Source organism: Amycolatopsis sp. cmx-11-32, from assembly GCF_047608695.1.
GTDB lineage: Bacteria > Actinomycetota > Actinomycetes > Mycobacteriales > Pseudonocardiaceae > Amycolatopsis.
The window spans coordinates 50,362-67,882 of the sequence record NZ_JADNQN010000011.1 but is presented as its reverse complement, the minus strand read 5'-3'; the positions used below and the strand labels follow the sequence as shown (position 1 = coordinate 67,882).

The 17,521-nt window shown below is 67.8% G+C and carries 16 protein-coding genes and 1 pseudogene; 9 read left to right on the top strand and 8 right to left on the bottom strand.

The features are described 5' to 3' along the window. The first annotated feature begins 164 nt into the window (after nt 1-164). On the top strand, nt 165-1,379 hold the full coding sequence (hemW, locus tag ACM6LR_RS28610) for a radical SAM family heme chaperone HemW (RefSeq protein ID WP_414944922.1): 1,215 nt from the start codon (nt 165-167) through the stop codon (nt 1,377-1,379). Between the two features lie 66 nt (nt 1,380-1,445). On the opposite strand, the pseudogene ACM6LR_RS28605 reads toward hemW, so the two are convergent. Continuing rightward, nucleotides 1,446-1,943, bottom strand: a pseudogene (locus ACM6LR_RS28605) (hypothetical protein); the annotation flags it as partial. 40 nt (nt 1,944-1,983) lie between these two features. On the opposite strand from ACM6LR_RS28605, the gene ACM6LR_RS28600 reads away from it, so the two are divergent. From ACM6LR_RS28600 to ACM6LR_RS28590, 3 genes are read left to right on the top strand one after another with little or no spacing between them, the layout of a single operon-like run. Next, a complete protein-coding gene (locus tag ACM6LR_RS28600; RefSeq protein WP_414944921.1) occupies nt 1,984-2,823 on the top strand; it encodes a hypothetical protein in 840 nt (279 codons plus the stop codon). After that, nucleotides 2,820-3,863, top strand: coding sequence for a GNAT family N-acetyltransferase (locus ACM6LR_RS28595; protein WP_414940520.1), 1,044 nt, complete (start codon nt 2,820-2,822; stop codon nt 3,861-3,863). The genes ACM6LR_RS28600 and ACM6LR_RS28595 overlap by 4 nt, the downstream gene beginning before the upstream one ends. Further along, nucleotides 3,857-4,876, top strand: a complete 1,020-nt coding sequence (locus tag ACM6LR_RS28590) for a GNAT family N-acetyltransferase (protein WP_414940519.1) — start codon at nt 3,857-3,859, stop codon at nt 4,874-4,876. Before ACM6LR_RS28595 ends, ACM6LR_RS28590 begins: the two co-directional genes overlap by 7 nt. 119 nt (nt 4,877-4,995) lie before the next feature. Here ACM6LR_RS28590 and ACM6LR_RS28585 read toward each other — a convergent pair whose 3' ends face one another. After that, the gene (locus ACM6LR_RS28585) at nt 4,996-5,685 is read right to left on the bottom strand and encodes a TetR/AcrR family transcriptional regulator (RefSeq protein WP_414944920.1); all 690 of its coding nucleotides are present in this window, start codon (nt 5,683-5,685) and stop codon (nt 4,996-4,998) included. Between the two features lie 112 nt (nt 5,686-5,797). On the opposite strand from ACM6LR_RS28585, the gene ACM6LR_RS28580 reads away from it, so the two are divergent. From ACM6LR_RS28580 to ACM6LR_RS28565, 4 genes are read left to right on the top strand one after another with little or no spacing between them, the layout of a single operon-like run. Beyond that, the gene (locus tag ACM6LR_RS28580) at nt 5,798-6,211 is read left to right on the top strand and encodes an SgcJ/EcaC family oxidoreductase (protein ID WP_414940517.1); all 414 of its coding nucleotides are present in this window, start codon (nt 5,798-5,800) and stop codon (nt 6,209-6,211) included. Then, nucleotides 6,208-6,564 (top strand): hypothetical protein, encoded by a 357-nt coding sequence (locus tag ACM6LR_RS28575; protein WP_414940516.1) that lies wholly within the window; start codon nt 6,208-6,210, stop codon nt 6,562-6,564. Before ACM6LR_RS28580 ends, ACM6LR_RS28575 begins: the two co-directional genes overlap by 4 nt. A 29-nt stretch (nt 6,565-6,593) precedes the next feature. After that, nucleotides 6,594-7,394: a siderophore-interacting protein gene (locus tag ACM6LR_RS28570; RefSeq protein ID WP_414940515.1), complete on the top strand. Its 801-nt coding sequence runs from the start codon at nt 6,594-6,596 to the stop codon at nt 7,392-7,394. 10 nt (nt 7,395-7,404) lie between these two features. Beyond that, on the top strand, nt 7,405-8,640 hold the full coding sequence (locus ACM6LR_RS28565; RefSeq protein ID WP_414940514.1) for a serine hydrolase domain-containing protein: 1,236 nt from the start codon (nt 7,405-7,407) through the stop codon (nt 8,638-8,640). A 745-nt stretch (nt 8,641-9,385) separates the two neighbouring features. Here ACM6LR_RS28565 and ACM6LR_RS28560 read toward each other — a convergent pair. Continuing rightward, entirely contained in the window at nt 9,386-9,613 is a 228-nt protein-coding gene (locus ACM6LR_RS28560; RefSeq protein ID WP_414944919.1) for an alpha/beta hydrolase, read from the bottom strand. 116 nt (nt 9,614-9,729) lie between these two features. Beyond that, nucleotides 9,730-10,842, bottom strand: a complete 1,113-nt coding sequence (locus ACM6LR_RS28555; protein WP_414944918.1) for an alpha/beta fold hydrolase — start codon at nt 10,840-10,842, stop codon at nt 9,730-9,732. Between the two features lie 174 nt (nt 10,843-11,016). On the opposite strand from ACM6LR_RS28555, the gene ACM6LR_RS28550 reads away from it, so the two are divergent. Then, nucleotides 11,017-12,513: an FAD-dependent monooxygenase gene (locus ACM6LR_RS28550; protein ID WP_414944917.1), complete on the top strand. Its 1,497-nt coding sequence runs from the start codon at nt 11,017-11,019 to the stop codon at nt 12,511-12,513. 75 nt (nt 12,514-12,588) lie between these two features. Here the strand turns inward: ACM6LR_RS28550 and ACM6LR_RS28545 are convergent, their stop codons facing one another. From ACM6LR_RS28545 to ACM6LR_RS28530, 4 genes are read right to left on the bottom strand one after another with little or no spacing between them, the layout of a single operon-like run. After that, a complete protein-coding gene (locus ACM6LR_RS28545) occupies nt 12,589-13,578 on the bottom strand; it encodes a TIGR03842 family LLM class F420-dependent oxidoreductase (RefSeq protein ID WP_414940510.1) in 990 nt (329 codons plus the stop codon). Between the two features lie 12 nt (nt 13,579-13,590). Next, entirely contained in the window at nt 13,591-14,976 is a 1,386-nt protein-coding gene (gene hydA, locus ACM6LR_RS28540) for a dihydropyrimidinase (RefSeq protein WP_414940509.1), read from the bottom strand. After that, a complete protein-coding gene (locus ACM6LR_RS28535) occupies nt 14,976-15,818 on the bottom strand; it encodes a nitrilase-related carbon-nitrogen hydrolase (protein ID WP_414940508.1) in 843 nt (280 codons plus the stop codon). The genes hydA and ACM6LR_RS28535 overlap by 1 nt, the downstream gene beginning before the upstream one ends. Then, nucleotides 15,769-17,340, bottom strand: a complete 1,572-nt coding sequence (locus tag ACM6LR_RS28530; protein WP_414944916.1) for an NCS1 family nucleobase:cation symporter-1 — start codon at nt 17,338-17,340, stop codon at nt 15,769-15,771. The genes ACM6LR_RS28535 and ACM6LR_RS28530 overlap by 50 nt, the downstream gene beginning before the upstream one ends. Between the last annotated feature and the right edge of the window lie 181 nt (nt 17,341-17,521).

Here is a 17,521-nt window from a genome sequence, read left to right as displayed (position 1 = left end):
GGCTGCTCGCCGACCGCCAGGGGGCACCTCGCCAACGTGGTCGACGACTGCTCGATCTCCATGGAGACCCTCGTCGAGGTGCACGTCTCCCACCGGTAACGCGTTTTTGTGAAAGCCTCTTTCCCCGGGGAAGGAGGCCTTCGCGGCGTGGGGGACACTGGGGTGTGCCCGCGTTGCTGCCCGAAACCACCACGCCCGTCGAGTCCACGCTCCCCGAGAGCGCGCTGGAAGGGCTCGGCACCCGGCCGTTCGGTGTCTACGTGCACGTCCCGTTCTGCGCGACTCGCTGCGGCTACTGCGACTTCAACACCTACACCGCCGGTGAGCTGGACAGCGACTCGTCGCCGCAGTCCTGGCTCGAAGGCCTCAAACGCGAGTTCGACCTGGCCGCGCGCGTGCTCGGGAAGCCGCCCGCGGTCGACACCGTCTTCGTCGGCGGAGGCACCCCGTCCCTGCTCGGCCCGGACGGCCTTCGCAGCGTTCTCGACGCTGTCCGCGACACGTTCGGCCTCGCGCCGGACGCCGAGGTGACGACGGAGTCCAATCCGGAGTCCACCTCGCCGGAGTTCTTCGCGGGCATCCGTGACGCCGGGTACAACCGGATCTCGCTCGGGATGCAGTCGGCCGCGCAGCACGTCCTGCGGATCCTCGACCGGGTGCACACCGTGGGCCGTCCGGTCGCGGCCGCGGCGGAAGCGCGAGCCGCCGGGTTCGAGCACGTCAACCTCGACGTCATCTACGGCACGCCGGGGGAGCGGGTCGAAGACCTCCAAGCCTCGCTGGACGCGGTGCTCGCCGCCGGTGTCGATCACGTCTCGGCGTACGCGCTGATCGTCGAGGAGGGCACCGCGCTCGCCCGCCGTGTCCGCCGCGGCGAACTGCCCGCGCCGGACGACGACGTGCTCGCCGCCGACTACGAGATGATCGACCGCGTCCTCGCTTCGGCCGGTTTGCGGTGGTACGAGGTGTCCAACTGGGCGACCTCGGAGGAAGCCCGCTGCCGGCACAACATCGGCTACTGGCGCGGCGGCGACTGGTGGGGCGCGGGACCCGGCGCGCACAGTCACGTCGGCGGCGTCCGCTGGTGGAACGTCAAGCACCCGGCCCGCTACGCCGCCTCACTCGCCGCCGGTGACTCACCGGCCGCCGGCCGTGAACTGCTCACCGACGAAGACCGGCACCTGGAGCGCGTGATGCTGGAACTCCGGCTGTCGGAAGGACTTCCGCTCGGCGCCCTCGACGACGACGGCCGTGCCGAAGCCCGGGTCGCCGCCGCCGAGGGGCTGCTCGATCAGTCCGCTTTGGACAGTCAGGGGCGGGCGGTACTGACCGACCGAGGGCGCTTGCTGGCCGACGGGCTGGTGCGCAGGCTTACGTGAATGGTGAGCGACGTTCTGGCGGACTCGTGGGGACGTTGAGCCTTGATCAGGGTCCGGGATGACCACTCACGAGACACCGAGTGCCCGGTCGACCCACCGGCCGACCGGCAACGCCACCACGATCGCCGCCAGTGCCAGGTGCACCAGCATGAACGCGACCGCGACCGGAACGCTCGGCGGTCCGCCGAGGAACACGATCATATGTGACGCCCATTTCAGTTCGGTCGGTTTCGTGCCCGCCGCCCAGACGTCGTTGAGCGCCCAGAAGGTCAGGTCGTTCGCGCCCGAGATCACCACCAGGATCGCGGCGATCCCGGCCTTGAGCACGTTCGCCGTCCGGCCGCCGCCGAGCCGGTACGCCATCAGCCCGAACAGGACGATGAACGTCACGATGAACAGTTCGAACTGGTACACCGGTTGGAAGGCGTTCTCGTCGGTCGCGACGTTACGGGCGAACGCCTGGATCCGCATGATCAGTTCGGTGTCCAAATAGGACATGTAGACGAAAATTGCGAGGACGATCAGTGCCGGACCCCCTTTGGTGCGCGGGAACAGCGCCACCGTCATGGTGTGCCGTAGCTGGCGGGCCACCGACTTCGCCCCGATGTCCGATTTCGGTGGCCGGTTCCGTCCGCGCTGGGCCGAGGCCTACCTCTGGCAGCTCAGCGGGTACCCGGCCTGTGTGCTCGACGAGCGGCTGGACGACGCTGAGCGGCGACAGGCGATCCGCCGGTTCGAGCAGGCGCTCCGCACACACCTCGGTCCGGGGCTGCTGGGTGTGATCTACCGCGCGATGAACCCGGAACTCCTCCCCGCCATGGAGGGTCGTGGCCGGGTGTCCCGCGAGATCGACCCGGCGGCCGTGCTGCTCAACACCTACTCCACTGTGGACGATTGGGAGCGAGGGCTCGGCGACGAGCCCCGGGAGACTCTGCGCGGCCTGCGCGTGGACGAAGACCTGCGCACCGAGGTGGCGCCCGCTCGCCGGGACCTGGACGTCCACGAACTTTCCGCGCTGCTCAACGCGCATCGTGCCCGGCAGGACGACCGGGCATGGGCGGAGGGGCAGCGCTCCCGGATCGGCGGGCTGCACATGGACACCCGGAGCCCGATCGCACCGTCCTATCTGGACGCTCTCGTGCGCCGTCCGGACGTGGTCACCCTTACCTATCGCGACGGATCCGGGCGGCTGCTGGGTTTCGGCACGCTGTTCGACGCCGAGGAAGGGTGCGCGCTGCACCAGTGGGCCGCACTGCCGAGCGCGGGCGGCGGAAGGAAAGGCCTCTATGTCGACTTCTACGCCAGGGGAGTGGAGCACATGATCGTCAACCGGCGCCCCGAACTGACCGCCGGCCGGGCGATGCTGGCCGACAAGGCCGCGCTCGGCTTCGGCACCCGCGCCCTGGTGTCGGTCGCCGTCCCGAGACCGGTGCTGGGCCGATGACCTGGCAGGTGCGGGTGCTCGATCCGCGGATCGATCCCGAACCCGAGGACTGGGCCCGATTCCTGGTCGCGCAACAGGCCCCGGTCCCGTGGGACTACCACCTGCTCCGGGTGGAGTCGCGGTTCTCACGCAGCCCCACCGTGCTCACCGTGATCACCGATGGGGGCAAACCGGTCGCCGCGGTGCTGGCGATGCTGTGTTCTCCCGGCTCCACGGATCGGCCGGGTGCGGTGCACGGGAAGGCGAGGCTGGGGCCGCGCTGGGTGGAGGTGCAGCACGCGTGGCTTTCCGGGTACCCGCCGTGGTTGTTCGCGGACGGGATCGACGCCGCGGACCGGCGGGAGATCATGCGACGGTTCGAGCGGGCCGTCTGCCGCTTCACCGGACCCGGCTGCCTCGGCGTCGTCTACCGCACGGTGCCACCGGAGTCGCTCGACATGCTGACGGGGCGGGGCAGGCCGGTGCGCGACACGATGCCGACTTCGGTGCTGGAGAACCGGTTCGTCGACGTCGAGGGCTGGCTGGCGTCCCTGCGCCGGAGCAGGCGGCTGAGCCTGCGCGGCCAGTCGAAGAAGATCGCCGCCGACCCGGACGTGGTCGTCCGGACCGAAGCCGCCCGCACCGACCTTGACGCTCTCGAACTCGCCACCCTGCTGCGTGAGCACCGGGCGCGGATGGGACCGGTGAAGTTCGACCAGCGCGGCCCGGTCACCGCCGAATACCTCGGCGAACTCGTGCGCAGGCCGGACGTGATCACCTCGACCTACCACGACGGCGCCGGGCGGCTGCTCGCGTTCACCAACGTCCTCGACCACCCGGTGGCGCCACTGCACCAGCACTGGGCCGCGATGGCTCCGGAAGAGGGACGGCCGAAGCACCTCTATTTCGAAGCCGTCGTGCGGAACGTGCGGTACATGATCGAGGGCAACCGGAAGTCGCTGTCGATGGGGCGGGGGCTGACCGACCTCAAGGCCACGCTGGGATTCCAGCCGGTGCCGCTGTTCGGTGTCATCGCGGCGAGACCGGTGACGCGATGGTGATCGAGGTACTCGACCCCCGGCGTGACGCCGAGCCGGCGTATTGGGATTCGCTGCGGGCCAAGGCGGGTCTGCGCGCGGACTGGAGCTGGGAGGTGCTCACCACCCAGGCATGGGCCGCGCGGACCGAGCAACCGGTCGCCGTGCTGCTCGAACGCGGCGAGCCGTGCGGTGTGGTCAGCTGCGCGTGGGTCACGGGCCTCACTCGGCGGTACCGGTTCGCCCGGGCCTCGGGCCGCGGAAGGCTCGGCGGACTCGACGTCCGATCGCCAGGTTCGGGGGCGATCCCGGGCTGGTGGTTCGACGGCGAAGACAGCGACGGCGGTGTCGGCCGCCTGCTCGACTCGTTCGTCCCGGCGATGCGCGCCGAACTTGGTTCCGGGTTGCGGGGGATGTTGATCCGGCAGGTCGGCGAGTCCGGAGTGGACAGTGTGCGGGGTGGGCTGAAGGTGGTGCGCCGGACCGAGGACGTCGCCGTGCTCGATGTCTCGCCGTTCTCGAGCCGGGACGACTGGATGTATTCGCTGGCCAGGAAGCGGAAACAGAACCTGCGCAAGATCTTCCGTACCATCGAGGCCGATCCTTCGATCGGGGTGCGGATACTGTCCGGTGACGGCGCCGACCCGGTCGGGATCGCGGAATTGCTGCGGTACAACGGAACCAAGCACCATGACGTGCCGATCGTGCCGCTCCCGGCGTTCGTGGGCTACGTGAGCGCCCTGCTGCGGCAACCGGACGTGCGCGTCGTCGAGTACCGCGAGAGCGCCACGGGCCGCTTGCTCGCCATCGCGACCATCCTCGATCACCCGACCCGGCCGATCGCCCGGCATTGGGCGGCGCTGCCGACGGAACTGGGCGGACGGCCCAACCTGTACTTCCACTTCTACGGCGAGGCCGTGCGCTGGGCGGTGGAAGCAGGGCGGCACGAGGTGGTCTTCGGCAAGAAGATGTCCGAGGTGAAGTCCTCGCTCGGAGCTCGGCTGGTGCCGCAGTACGCGGCCGCGCTGCTCTCGTGAGTGGTAAGGCAGCGACCGGTCCCGCTGCCGCACCGCGACCCTCACGGTGTGGATTTGGGGACATCAGATGACCCAAATCCACGCAGCCCCTCACCCCGATGCCACCTCTGCCCTACCTCTCAATCACCGTCTTTACCACTAGCGACCCGTGTCAGGCCGACGAGGAACAGGTCGATGGCGAACTCGAACCGTTCCTGCGCGGTCTCCGCGTTGAAGTACTCGCCCGAGCCGAGCAGATTCGGGAAAGTGGCGGGCGGGAACGACGTCATGTACTCCAACATCTGCTTGCCGCGTTCTTCCTGCATGGTGATGTCGATGTCGCCGTACTGCCAGCCGGCGCCTTCGTAGGCGTAAGCCTTGGTGTAGAGCCATAACGCGTCGGCGGCGAAGAGTGCCTGCTTCAGATCGAGGCCGCCGGCGCGCAGGATCGCGAGCATCGCCTCCGCCTGGTGCAACGCGTTCGCGCCGGTCGGTACCGGGATGGCCCACGCGATCTTCGCGATCCCGGGGAACGCCGTCAGCGCGCGGACGTTCTGTCGCAGCAACTCCTTCGCCTGCTCCACCCATCGGCTCCCGTCGGGTTCGGGGATCGGGCCGAAGTCGAGGACGTGGTCGACCATCAGCTCGTGGAGCTCTTCCTTGTTCGCGACGTGGGCGTAGAGCGAGGCGGGGCCGGTTTCCAGCGTCTGGGCCACGCGCCGCATGCTCACCGCCTCCAGCCCTTCGGTGGCGAGAAGGTCCAGTGCCGTCTTCACCACGAGCTCCTGGGACAGCACGGGTTTCTCGGCGCGACGCCGGGGCCTGCTCACTTCGTTCGCCTCCTGTTCCGGGGTTCGCCGGGAACTCTACTTGACGCGAACGCCGTTCGTCTGTAGAACGGTGTTCGTAGAACGAACGCTGTTCGTCTAACTGGAGGGCATCATGACCGAACGAAAGACCGAAGTCCTGGCCGTGCTGGGCCGTCTCGCCGACGCGTGGAACGACGGCGACGCGGCCGCGTATGCGCGGTTGTTCACCGAGGACGCCGACTACGTGACGTTCTTCGGAATGACCATGCCGGGCCGCGCGGTCATCGAAAGCGCGCACCGATCCCTGTTCGAAGGGCTGCTGAAGGGGGCGAAGCTGGTGGCCGGGAGTGGTGAGCCCAAGGTCCGGTTCATCCGGCCGGATGTCGCCATCGTCGTGTCCGGCGGCGGATCGTCACTGGCGGGCGGCAAGCCCGAACCGGGCCGGGAATCGACGCTGACGTACGTGCTGGTGGAGGAATCCGAAGGCTGGCGCGTCGCGTCCTTCCAGAACACCAGGGTGAGTAATCCGGCCGCGAGCGCGGCGTGAAGCCGCTGGTCGAGGTGGCGGCCGTGGTGCCCGCGCCTGCCGACGAGGTCTTCGCCCGTATTGCGGGGATTCTTCGGGAGCAGCCGTACAACCCGCGTTTCGAGGTCGACGCCGAACGTCGCTTCGTCGCCCAGCAGGGCGGTTGGTGGTACCGCGGCGAGTACACCGTCGAGGAGGATCCGGCCGGGGCGCGGGTGACCCATCGGGTGTACAACGTCGCTTCCCGGGGCCGGTGGGCGGTTCCGTTGGCCAACCGGTTCTTCCTCGGATTCGCCGAACGGACCAGGGAGGGTCTTGATCGGATGATGGGAGACCTCACCCTGGTGGGCGGGGAAGAGCGTACGCTCGGTTAGGTTCACCTAACCCAGGAAAGGAATCGTGGATGGCCGAGGCGCGTAAGCCGGCGTCGGCGACCCGGTTGCGGGTGCTGCGCACCGAGCGGATCACCCCGCATATGGTCCGGATCGTCGCTGGGGGCGAAGAGATCGCCTCGTTCCAGCCCAACGAATTCACCGACGCCTACGTCAAGGTGCACTTCCGGGTGCCCGGCGTGACCTATCCCGAGCCGTTCGACCTGGCGCGGGTCCGTGAAGAACTGCCGCGTGAGCAGTGGCCGCGGATGCGCTCCTACACCGTCCGGGCCTTCGACCGGGATCTCGGCGAACTGGTGCTCGACTTCGTCCACCACGGTGACGAGGGCATCGCCGGACCGTGGGCCGCGGCCGCGCAACCCGGTGACGAACTGCTGGTCTCCGGTCCCGGCGGGGCGTACGCGCCGGGCGACGAAGCCGATTGGCATCTGCTCGCTGGGGACGAGAGCGCCCTGCCGGCGATCGCCGCGTCACTCGAGGCGATGCCGGCGGGCGTCCCCGTGCACGCTTTCATCCTCGTGGAGGACGTCGCCGAAGAGCAGTCGTTGACCACCAAGGCCGACACCCGGATCACCTGGCTGTACCGGAGCAAGGGCGACGATCTCGCCGCCGCCGTCCGCGCGCTCGACTGGCGTGACGGCGTAGTGCAGGCGTTCGTCCACGGCGAGGCCGGGTTCGTCCGTGATTTGCGGCGGCACCTGCTGGACGACCGGGGGATGCGGCGCGACCTGCTGTCGATCTCCGGATACTGGCGGTTCGGGACGACCGACGAGGTGTGGCGAGTGGAGAAGCGGGCCGAGCGGAACGCGTAACCTCGGTCGCATGATCGAGCTGAAGGTGGACGTCGACCCGGCCGAGGTGGGTTTCGACGCGGAGCGGTTGCGACGGATCGACAGGCACTTCGACGGATACCTGGAGCGAACTCTGCTCCCCGGGTATCTGGCCGTGGTGACCAGGAACGGGAAGGTCGCGCATCTCGCGTCGAACGGGTTGCGCGACATCGAGGCCGGGCTTCCGGTGGAGACCGACACGATCTGGCGCGTCTACTCGATGACGAAGCCGATCACCTCGGTCGCCGCGATGATGCTCGTCGAAGAGGGGCTCATCGACCTCCGGGACCCGATTTCTCGCTGGCTCCCGGAATTCGCGGAACCGCGAGTCTTCACGACGGGCTCGCCCGTTCGGATGGCGACCGAGCCCGCCACGGAGCCGATCCGGCTCTGGCATCTGCTCACCCACACCGCGGGCTTGACCTACGGGTTCCACCGCACGCATCCGGTCGACGCGCTCTACCGCGAGGCCGGATTCGACTGGGGCACCGCGCCAGGGTTCGATCTCGCCGGTGTCTCCGAGGCGATCGCGCGGCAGCCGCTGCTGTTCCAGCCAGGTTCGGAATGGAACTATTCGGTCGCGACGGACATCCTCGGCAGGCTCATCGAGGTCGTCTCCGGTCAATCCCTCGACACCTTCTTCACCGAGCGGATCTTCACCCCGCTCGGCATGAGCGAGACGGGTTTCCAAGCCGATCCCGGCGTGCTCGACAGGCTGGCCGCGCTCTACGTGCCCCATCCGAAGACGAAGGCGCCGCTGCGCCACGACGAGATGGGCGCCGTCGGCCGCGTCGAGCCCACGTGTCTCTCGGGCGGTGGTGGTCTGGTCTCGACGGCGGGCGATTACCACCGCTTCACGCAGATGCTGGTGCGAGGCGGTGAACTCGACGGTGTCCGGTTGCTCGGTTCGCGCACGGTGGAGGTCATGGCGAGCAACCACCTGCCGGGCGGAGTGGATCTGGAGACCTACGGACGTGCCGCGTTCTCCGAGGCGCCGTACCACGGTTTCGGCTTCGGACTGGGTTTTTCCGTGCTCGACGACCCGGTGAAGGCCAAAACCCTCGCCAGCGCCGGGGAATTCGCCTGGGGCGGCGCGGCGAGCACCGCCTTCTGGGTCGATCCAGGCAAAGACGTCACGGTGCTGTTCTTCACCCAGTTGCTGCCGTCGTCCTCCTATCCGATCCGCGTCGAACTGCGCAACCTGGTGTATCAGGCGCTCGTCGGCTAGACGGTTGATTCCGTGAGGATCGCGTGAAGTGCAACCCCGCGAAGGAATCCTTCCCTTGACCGTCCATAAGGACACTAGTTGTGCGATGCCCGATTGTTCCTCGATTGCCCGTTGCCGGGTCTGCGAGGGCTCATCAAGGCCTCGACATGGCCGTGAAGGCCTCCTTGCCTACCTTGAGGGTAAGCAAGGAGGCCTTCGCTACCTTGACGATACGAACATACGGCATCTGATCGGACGATTTGACTCGAAAAGCGTCCTTTTTAGACAAGCACGGTGCCTCACGTGATTTTCATGGAATCAACCTTCTAGTGTCGCGTGATCCTGCTTGCTTGACGTTTGGTTTCGTTCCTCGGACGGCGATCTCGCGTGATCAGACGGCGGTTACCCGTGATTGGACGGCGATCTCCGGAGATCGCCGTCCAATCACGGGTAAGACCCGCAGGATCACGCGACAATAGGGCGTTTTTTCGGCCGGAGGCCTCGGATTTGTGGAGGCGGGCCGCTGATACAGCTGGTGAGAGACCAGCTGATGTCGCGGCCCGCCTCCGCAAATCCGAAAACACGCTTCGAGAGACACAGCCTAGGAGCCCGCCGTCTCGTGGCAGGCCCGGTTCGACGGTCTCTCCCCACGTGACGACACTCGTTCTCTGTATCGCGAGCCGGTCTACCCGGTCTGGCCTTCGGCTTTCGCCTTCAGGGAACTGTTCTACGCCGCCTGGCTCACCGACGAGCGGATCTCGAGGGACTACCTGGCGTCGAAAGGCGCGTGATCCGGGGAGCAGACGGTGCCGCGTGCCGGAAGGCGTCCGTGGGTCAGGTAGGCGTCGAGGGCCGCGTCGACACAGGCACTGCGGTTCGCGGCGCCGTGCCCCCAGGCGTCCAACGTCAGGAGCCGGGCGTTGCCGAGGACGCGCTCGGTCCGTGTCGCCCCGGCGTACGGCGTCTCGGGGTCGCCCTTTCCGTTGGCCAGCAACAGGATCGGAGCGGTCGGCCGGGTTCCACGGTCCCGTGTAGCGCGCCTGGTCGGCGGCGGGCCAGAAGGCGCACGGCAGCGAAAGATAGGTGTCGTAGGAACCGAAACCGCGGCTCTCACGGTCGGCCGCGCGCGCCGCTTTCGGCCAGGCCGCCGGGTCGCGAGGGTTCGTCGTGTCGGCACAGATCGTCCCGCCGCCGTCCAACGCGGAGTCGAACGGTGGCCTTCGCCGACGCAGCTTTCGTCGCCGCCTGAAGGAATTCCGCCAACGCGGGGGAGTTCGCTTCGTCGGTCAACGCGTTGTGGGTGCGCCGGATGACGTCCTGGTAGGTGATCGCGCCTGGCGCGGCTTCGAGACGGTCGAGTATGCCGTCGTACTTGGCCCGCAGGTCCGTACCGGGTTCGCGGAACGCGCACCGGACATCGGCCGCGCACGTGTCGAGGAACGCCTGCAACGCGCGGTCCGCGTCCCGGAAGCCGCCGAGCCTGGCGCTGAACGGGATGTTCGCGTCCTCCGGGCGGTGTCCCGTGGACCAGGCGATCGGATCGTCGACGGCGTCGAGCGCCATGGTCCCGACGCGGTGCGGGAACAGGTTGGCGTACACCTCACCGAGGTAGGTGCCGTACGAAGGGCCGTAGTAACGCAGGCGGGGCTCACCGGCGGCTTCACGGAGCTTGTCGAGATCCCGGGCGACGTTGGCGGTCGACAAGTGACTCAGCAGCGGCTCGGCGTTGCGGCCGCAGGAGGCGGCGACCGCACGGACGTCGGCGAACTGCCGCGTCTCCTGCTCGGTGGTGATCGGGAACTGGCCCAAAATCCGTTTGAGCGGCTCGGTTTCCGCGTCGCTCGCGAAACAACGGACCGGGGTGCTGGCGCCGACCCCACGTGGGTCGAAACCGACGATGTCGAACTGCCGATGCAGTGTCGGGGTCTGGAATTCGGTGAAGCGGCCGGGGTTCCCGGGGCCGCCCGGGTTGGTGAAGAGGGTTCCTCGTTTGTGTTTCTGGTCCGTGGCCGGAAGACGGCCGAGCGCGATGGTGAGCCGCGGGCCGCCCTGGGCCTGGTAGGACAACGGGACTTCGACTTCGGCGCAGTCGTAACCGGATGGCGAGCCTTCGGGACAGGGTCCCCAGGCGATGCCCTTCGGCGCGGCCGAAGCCGCGGGCGCGATCGTGACGGCGGCGAGTGCGGTGAGGGTGATCAAAGCGGCGATGCGGATTCTGGTCACCCGGCCAGCGTCTCGCCTCGCGGACGCGCGATCCCTGGTGCCCGTACCCGGGAAGAAGGTGGGGCCAGCCCCTCCATGGTCAACATATAGCGCACCGGGGGGCTTGCGGCAAGACCCCGGTGGTGCCGCAGAATCTTCGGCTGTAGCCAGCACAGGCCGAACAGGAGTGAAGATTTGACGGACGTCGACGTGATCATCGTGGGTGCGGGCCCGACCGGTCTGATGCTGGCCGCGGAGCTGCGGCTGGCCGGGGTGTCCCCACTGGTCCTGGAACGGCGGTCGGAACAGGGGAAGACACCGAAGGCCCACGGCCTCAGCGGACAGATCCTGGACCTGCTGAAGTACCGCGGTCTGCTGGACCGGGTGCGGGAGGCCGTCACCGATCCCGCCCCGGTCGACCGGTTCCCGTTCGGTGGGGTGCACGTGGACCTCACCCGGTTCGAGGAGCCGCCGCTGAAGGCGATCCCGCTGCGCCAGCCGATGCTGGAGCGGCTGCTGGAGGAACACGCCGCCGGGCTCGGCGCGGAGGTGCGGCGCGGGCACGAAGTCACCGGGGTGAGCCAGGACGACGAGTCGGTGACCGCCGAGGTGCGCGGTCCGGACGGGCCGTACCAGGTGACCGCCCGCTACCTCGTGGGCTGTGACGGCGGACGCAGTTCCCTCCGGTCGATGGCCGGGATCCCGTTCCCCGGCACCACGTATCCGGAGGTCAACCGGATCGGGCAGGTCAGTGTCCCCGAAGGACTGACCGTGCACGACGACGGCGACATCGAGACGCCGGAGCTGGGCCGGATCAGGGCGGGCTTCACCCGCACCGACAATGGCGTGTTCGCACTCGGCTCGCTCACGCCGGGGATCCTGTTCATCCAGACCACCGAGGACGACCCCGGCGAGGTCGACGACGACGTGCCGATGACCCTGGCCGAACTCGGGGACAGCATCCGCCGCGTGCTCGGCGGGGACGTCCCGCTGGGCGACCCGGTCCGGCTCTCGCGCTACCAGTTCTCCGCCCGCCAGGCGGAGCGCTACCGCGAAGGACGGATCCTGCTGGCGGGTGACGCGGCGCATCTGCTGCCGTCCACCGGTACGGCGATCAACGTCGGCATGTCCGACTCCGTCAACCTCGCCTGGAAACTGGCCGCCGAGGTCCAGGGCCGGGCTCCGGAAGGACTGCTGGACACCTACCACGCGGAACGGCACGCCGCCGGTGCCCGTGCGCTGCTGCAGTCCCAGGCTCAGGTCGCGCTGCGGCGCGGGCACGACGAGGCCGCTGAAGCGCTCCGGACGGTTTTCCAGGAACTGCTGGCCGACGAGCAAGCCGCGCGACGGCTGGCCTCCCATGTCGCCGGGTCCGACCTGCGTTATCCGATGCCCGGCTCCGGGCACGCGCTCGCCGGCACCTTCGTTCCGGATCTCGCGCTGGAGACCGACGAAGGGACTACCAGCGTCGGGGAGCTGCTGCGCTCGGCGCGGCCGGTCCTGCTCGACCTCGCCGGACGGCCGGAACTTCACGGACTCGCCGAAGCGGCAGGCGTCGACGTCCACACCGCCAAGGCCGAGGACCGGCTCGCCGACGTCCTCCTGATCCGCCCCGACGGCTATATCGCCTGGGCGTCGGACGTCGACACCGACGGTCTGCGCGAGGCCCTCGCCGCCTGGTTCGGCGGCTGACTCCCGCAATTAGTCCTCTTCTTGCGATAGTTGCACGCGCAAGGACCGCAAGAAGAGGACTAATCGCGGAGGTCGTCAGTGGCCGACGATTTCCGAGCCGTAGCGCTTCAGGGTTTCTTCGCGCTGGTCGTGCATGAGGTACAGCGCGAACTGGTCCACACCGAGCGAAGCCAGTTCCTCCAGCCGATCCACGTGCGCCGACGACGGCCCGAGCAGGCAGAACCGGTCGACGATCGCGTCCGGCACGAAGTCGGTCGACGGATTCCCGGCCCGCCCGTGGTGCGAGTAGTCGTACCCTTCCCGCTCGCGGATGTAGTCGGTCAACTCGCGGGGCACCGGGCCGGAATCGCCGTAGCGCGCCACGAGATCCGCGACGTGGTTGCCGACCATCCCGCCGAACCAGCGCAGCTGTTCCCGTTGGTGTGCCAGATCATCGCCGACGTACGCCGGTGCCGCGAGGCAGATCGTGATCCCGCCGGGATCCCGGCCTGCCGCGCGGGCCGCCTCGCGGACGGAACCGATCGTCCACCGGGCGATCGCCGGATCCGCGCACTGGAGGATGAAGCCGTCGGCGTGCTCACCGACCGTCTTCAGCGCCTTCGGCCCGTACCCGGCCATCCACATTTCGAGCCTGCCGTTGCGGATCCAGGGGATCTGCACCGGCTTGTCCCGCAACAGGACTTCCCGGCCTTCGGCCAGCTCCTTGACCACGTGCATGCAGTCGCGCACGGTGGCCAGAGTGGACGGTGCCATGCCGACCACCCGGTGCGCCGAGTCGCCGCGGCCGATCCCGCACACCGTCCGGTTGCCGTACATGTCGTTGAGCGTGGCGAAGGTCGACGCCATCACCGACCAGTCCCTGGTGGCCGGGCTGGTCACCATCGGACCCACGATCATCGACGACGTCGCCGCGAGAATCTGCGAGTAGATGACGAACGGTTCCTGCCACAGCACGCACGAATCGAACGTCCAGCCGTAGCGGAAACCCTGGTCCTCGGCTGCCTTCATCAGCCGGACCAGGTCGCGCGCGGGCGGGTCGGTCTGGAGAACTACTCCGAAGTCCATCCGGCCACCGCCTCAGTTCAGGTACTGGTTCAAGTCGCGCGAGAGGAATTTCCCGTGCGTCGTGCTGCCCGAGAAGCCCGACGGCGACACCACCACGCGGCCACGCGAGAGCACGGTCTCGACCTTGCCGGTGATCTCCATTCCTTCGTAGGCCGAGTAGTCCACGTTCATGTGGTGCGTCTCGACCGACAGGGTCTGTTTCGCCGTGGGATCGTAGATGACGATGTCCGCGTCCGAACCCGCCGCGATGACACCCTTGCGCGGATAAAGCCCGAACATCCGCGCCGGGGTGGTCGAACAGGTCTCGACCCACCGGCCGAGGGTGAGTTCGCCCGCCACGACACCCTGGTGCAGCAGGTCCATCCGGTGCTCGACGCCGGGGATCCCGTTCGGGATCGCGCGGAAGTCGCCGCGACCGAGTTCCTTCTGGTCCTTGAAACAGAACGGGCAGTGATCCGTCGACACCACCGAGAGATCGTTCGTGCGTAGTCCTCGCCACAGGTCCGCCTGATGCGATTTTTCGCGCAGCGGGGGAGAGGCGACGTACTTCGAGCCTTCGAAATCCGGTTTCGCCAAGTCCTCGATGGAAAGATAGAGATACTGAGGACACGTCTCCGCGAAGACGTTCTGGCCGTCGTCGCGTGCTTCCGCGACCGCCGCCAGCGCCTGCGACGCCGAGAGGTGCACGATGTACAGCGGCGCCCCGGTCACCTTGGCCAGCTGGATCGCGCGCGAGGTCGCCTCGCCCTCCAGTTCCGGCGGCCGGGTGAGGCCGTGGTGCACCGGGTCGATCTTCCCGGCGGCGAACGCCTGCGCGGCCAGCTGGTCGATCGCGATGCCGTTCTCCGCGTGCATCATGATCGTGGCGCCGATCTCGCGCGCCTTCTGCATGGCCAGCAGGATCTCGCCGTCCGTGGAGTAGAACACTCCCGGATACGCCATGAACATCTTGAAACTGCCGATCCCGCCGTCGACGCAGGCCTGCATCTCCTTCAGCGACGAATCGTCGACGTCGGAGACGATCATGTGGAAACCGTAGTCGACGGCGCAGTTGCCATCGGCCTTCTCGTGCCATTTGTCCATAGTGGACAGCAGCGAGGTTCCCTTGGCCTGGACGGCGAAGTCGATGATCGTGGTCGTGCCACCCCACGCCGCCGCCGTCGTCCCGGTGCCGAAGGAATCGACGGAATGCGTCCCGCCGAACGGCATCTCCATATGGGTGTGCGCGTCGATCCCGCCGGGCAGCACGTACTTCCCGGTGGCGTCGATGACGTGGTCGGCCGGGACCAAAGTTCCGGGTGCGCCGACGGCCACGATCGTCTCGCCGTCGACGAGGACGTCCGCGGCCGACGCTCCCGCGGTGCCGAGTACCTGCCCACCGCTGATGAGGGTGGTCATCACGCCTCCGCGAGGGGTCCGTAGCTGTCGGGGCGGCGGTCTCGGTAGAAGGCCCACAGATCGCGGACCTCGGCGAGTTTCACCATGTCGAGGTCGCGGATGACGATCTCCTCCTCGGTGTCGGAAGCGGCCTCGCCGATCAGCTGACCGCGTGGGTCCGCGAAGTACGACTGGCCGTAGAAATCGTTGTCGCCCAGCGGTTCCACGCCGACCCGGTTGATCGTGCCGACGAAGTACTCGTTCGCGACGGCGGCCGCGGGCTGCTCCAGCCGCCAGAGGTATTCCGACAGTCCCCGGCTGGTCGCCGACGGATTGAACACGATCTTCGCCCCGGCCAGGCCCAGCGCGCGCCAGCCCTCCGGGAAGTGCCGCTCGTAACAGATGTAGACGCCGATGCGGCCGACCGCGGTGTCGAACACCGGGTAGCCCATGTTCCCGGGCCGGAAGTAGAACTTCTCCCAGAAGCCTTTCACCTGCGGGATGTGGTTCTTGCGGTGCTTGCCGAGGTAGGTCCCGTCGGCATCGATCACCGCGGCGGTGTTGTAGTACACGCCGGGCTGCTCGACCTCGTACATCGGAACCACCAGCACGACACCGTGGCGTTCGGCGACCTCCTGCATGAGCTTCGTCGTCGGCCCGTCGGGGATGCCCTCGGTGTAGGAGTAGTAGTCGGTGTCCTGCACTTGGCAGAAATAGGGGCCGTAGAACAACTCCTGCAGGCAAATCACCTGTGCGCCCTGCGAAGCGGCCTTGCCGATGGCTTCGACCGCGCCTCTGATCATCGACTCCTTGTCACCCGTCCACCGCTGCTGGATCAATCCGGCTCGGACCAGGTCGCTCACTTGCTTCCTCCTTCGGATAGGCGGTGCGGTTGTGTTCGGGCAGGGCCAGCAGCAGGTAGACGACGAAGGCGCCCGCCAGTCCGACGACCCAGTTGTAGTCGTAGAGCGGTTTCAGGAACGGGATCAGCCCGTCGGCGGGGAACGGCCCGCCGTACGCGCCACCGACCGAAAGCACGGCGCCGACGAGTGTCGCGACGAGCGCGCGCCAGTTCCAGCCGCCCTTGAACCAGTAGACGCCGCGTTCGGTGTAGAGGTCCCGCAGTTTCAGTTCAGTACGCTTGACCACCCAATAGCCGGCGACGAGCACCCCGGCGACAGCCCCGAGCAGGCCGCCGTAGAAGCCGAGCCACGCGAAGATGTAGATGTTCGGATCGGAGTAGAGCCGCCACGGCTGGATGACGATGCCGATGATCCCGGTGATCAGCCCGCCGACGGCGAAAGTGATCTTCTTCGGGAAGGCGTTGGAGAAGTCGTAGGACGGGCTGACCACGTTGGCCGCGAGGTTCGCCGAGACGGTCGCCAGCACCAGCGCGATCAACGCGACCACGACGACCACGGGGGAATCGAAGCGGTCGGCCAGTTTCGCCGGGTCCCAGATCTGTTCGCCGTAGAGAACACTGCCGCCCGAGGTGGTCAGGATCGCCACGATCGCGATGAACGTCATCGTGGTCGGCAGGCCGAAGATCTGGCCGCGGACCTGCTTGCCCTGGCTGCCGCCGAACCGGGTGAAGTCCGGCATGTTGAGCGAAAGGGTCGACCAGAACGCGATCATCGCCATCAGCGACGGCGCGAACACCTTCCAGAAGTCCGGTCCCCAGCCGAGTTTCCCGGGTTCGGACAGGATCGGGCCGAGTCCGCCCGCCTTGACCAGCACGTAGCCCAGCAGGATCAGGAAGCCGACCGAGACCAGCGGCGCCGTCCAGTTCTCGAACCGGCGGACCGCCTCCATCCCCCGCCAGATGATGAGCATCTGGAACAGCCAGAACAAGCCGAACGAAAGCCACAGCGTCCAGTGCTGGCCGAGGACGACGGTGGAGTCCTTCCAGTCGGAGCCCGCCAGCCGCCCGACGATGATGTAGACGGCCTCACCCCCGACCCAGGTCTGGATGCCGAACCAGCCGCACGCGATGAACGCCCGCAGCAACGCCGCCAGATTCGCGCCGCGCATCCCGAAGAAGGCACGGGCGAACACCGGGAACGGGATGCCGTACTTCGTCCCGGCGTGGCTGTTGAGCAGCATCGGGGCGAGTACGACCAGGTTGCCGATGGTGATCGTCATCAGCGCCTGGACCCAATCCATGCCGAGGGCGATCAAGGAGGCGGCGAGCGCGTACGAGGGAATGTTGTGCGCCATCCCCATCCACAACGCGAAGTAGTTGTAGGTCGTCCAGGTCCGCTTCTCCACCGGGACCGGGGCGAGTTCCTCGTTGTAGAAGCGGCTGTCCCTCAAGGACTCGACCTCGCCGAGTTCTACCCGGCCATCAGGATGCACGAGCTGGGTTCCGCGTGCCGTCGGCTCCATTGCGGAATCGTGCTCGCCCGCGCCGCGCGGGTGGGACTGGCAGACTGTTCACCGTTGATGGCGTCGGAACGCAGACTGTCGATTGCGTTCCCGTCCCCCTGGTGCATGACCTGCGTCACACACACGGACGTAGCAATCAGGCAAACGGGCCGAAACATCTCCACAGGATCTCCACAGCTCA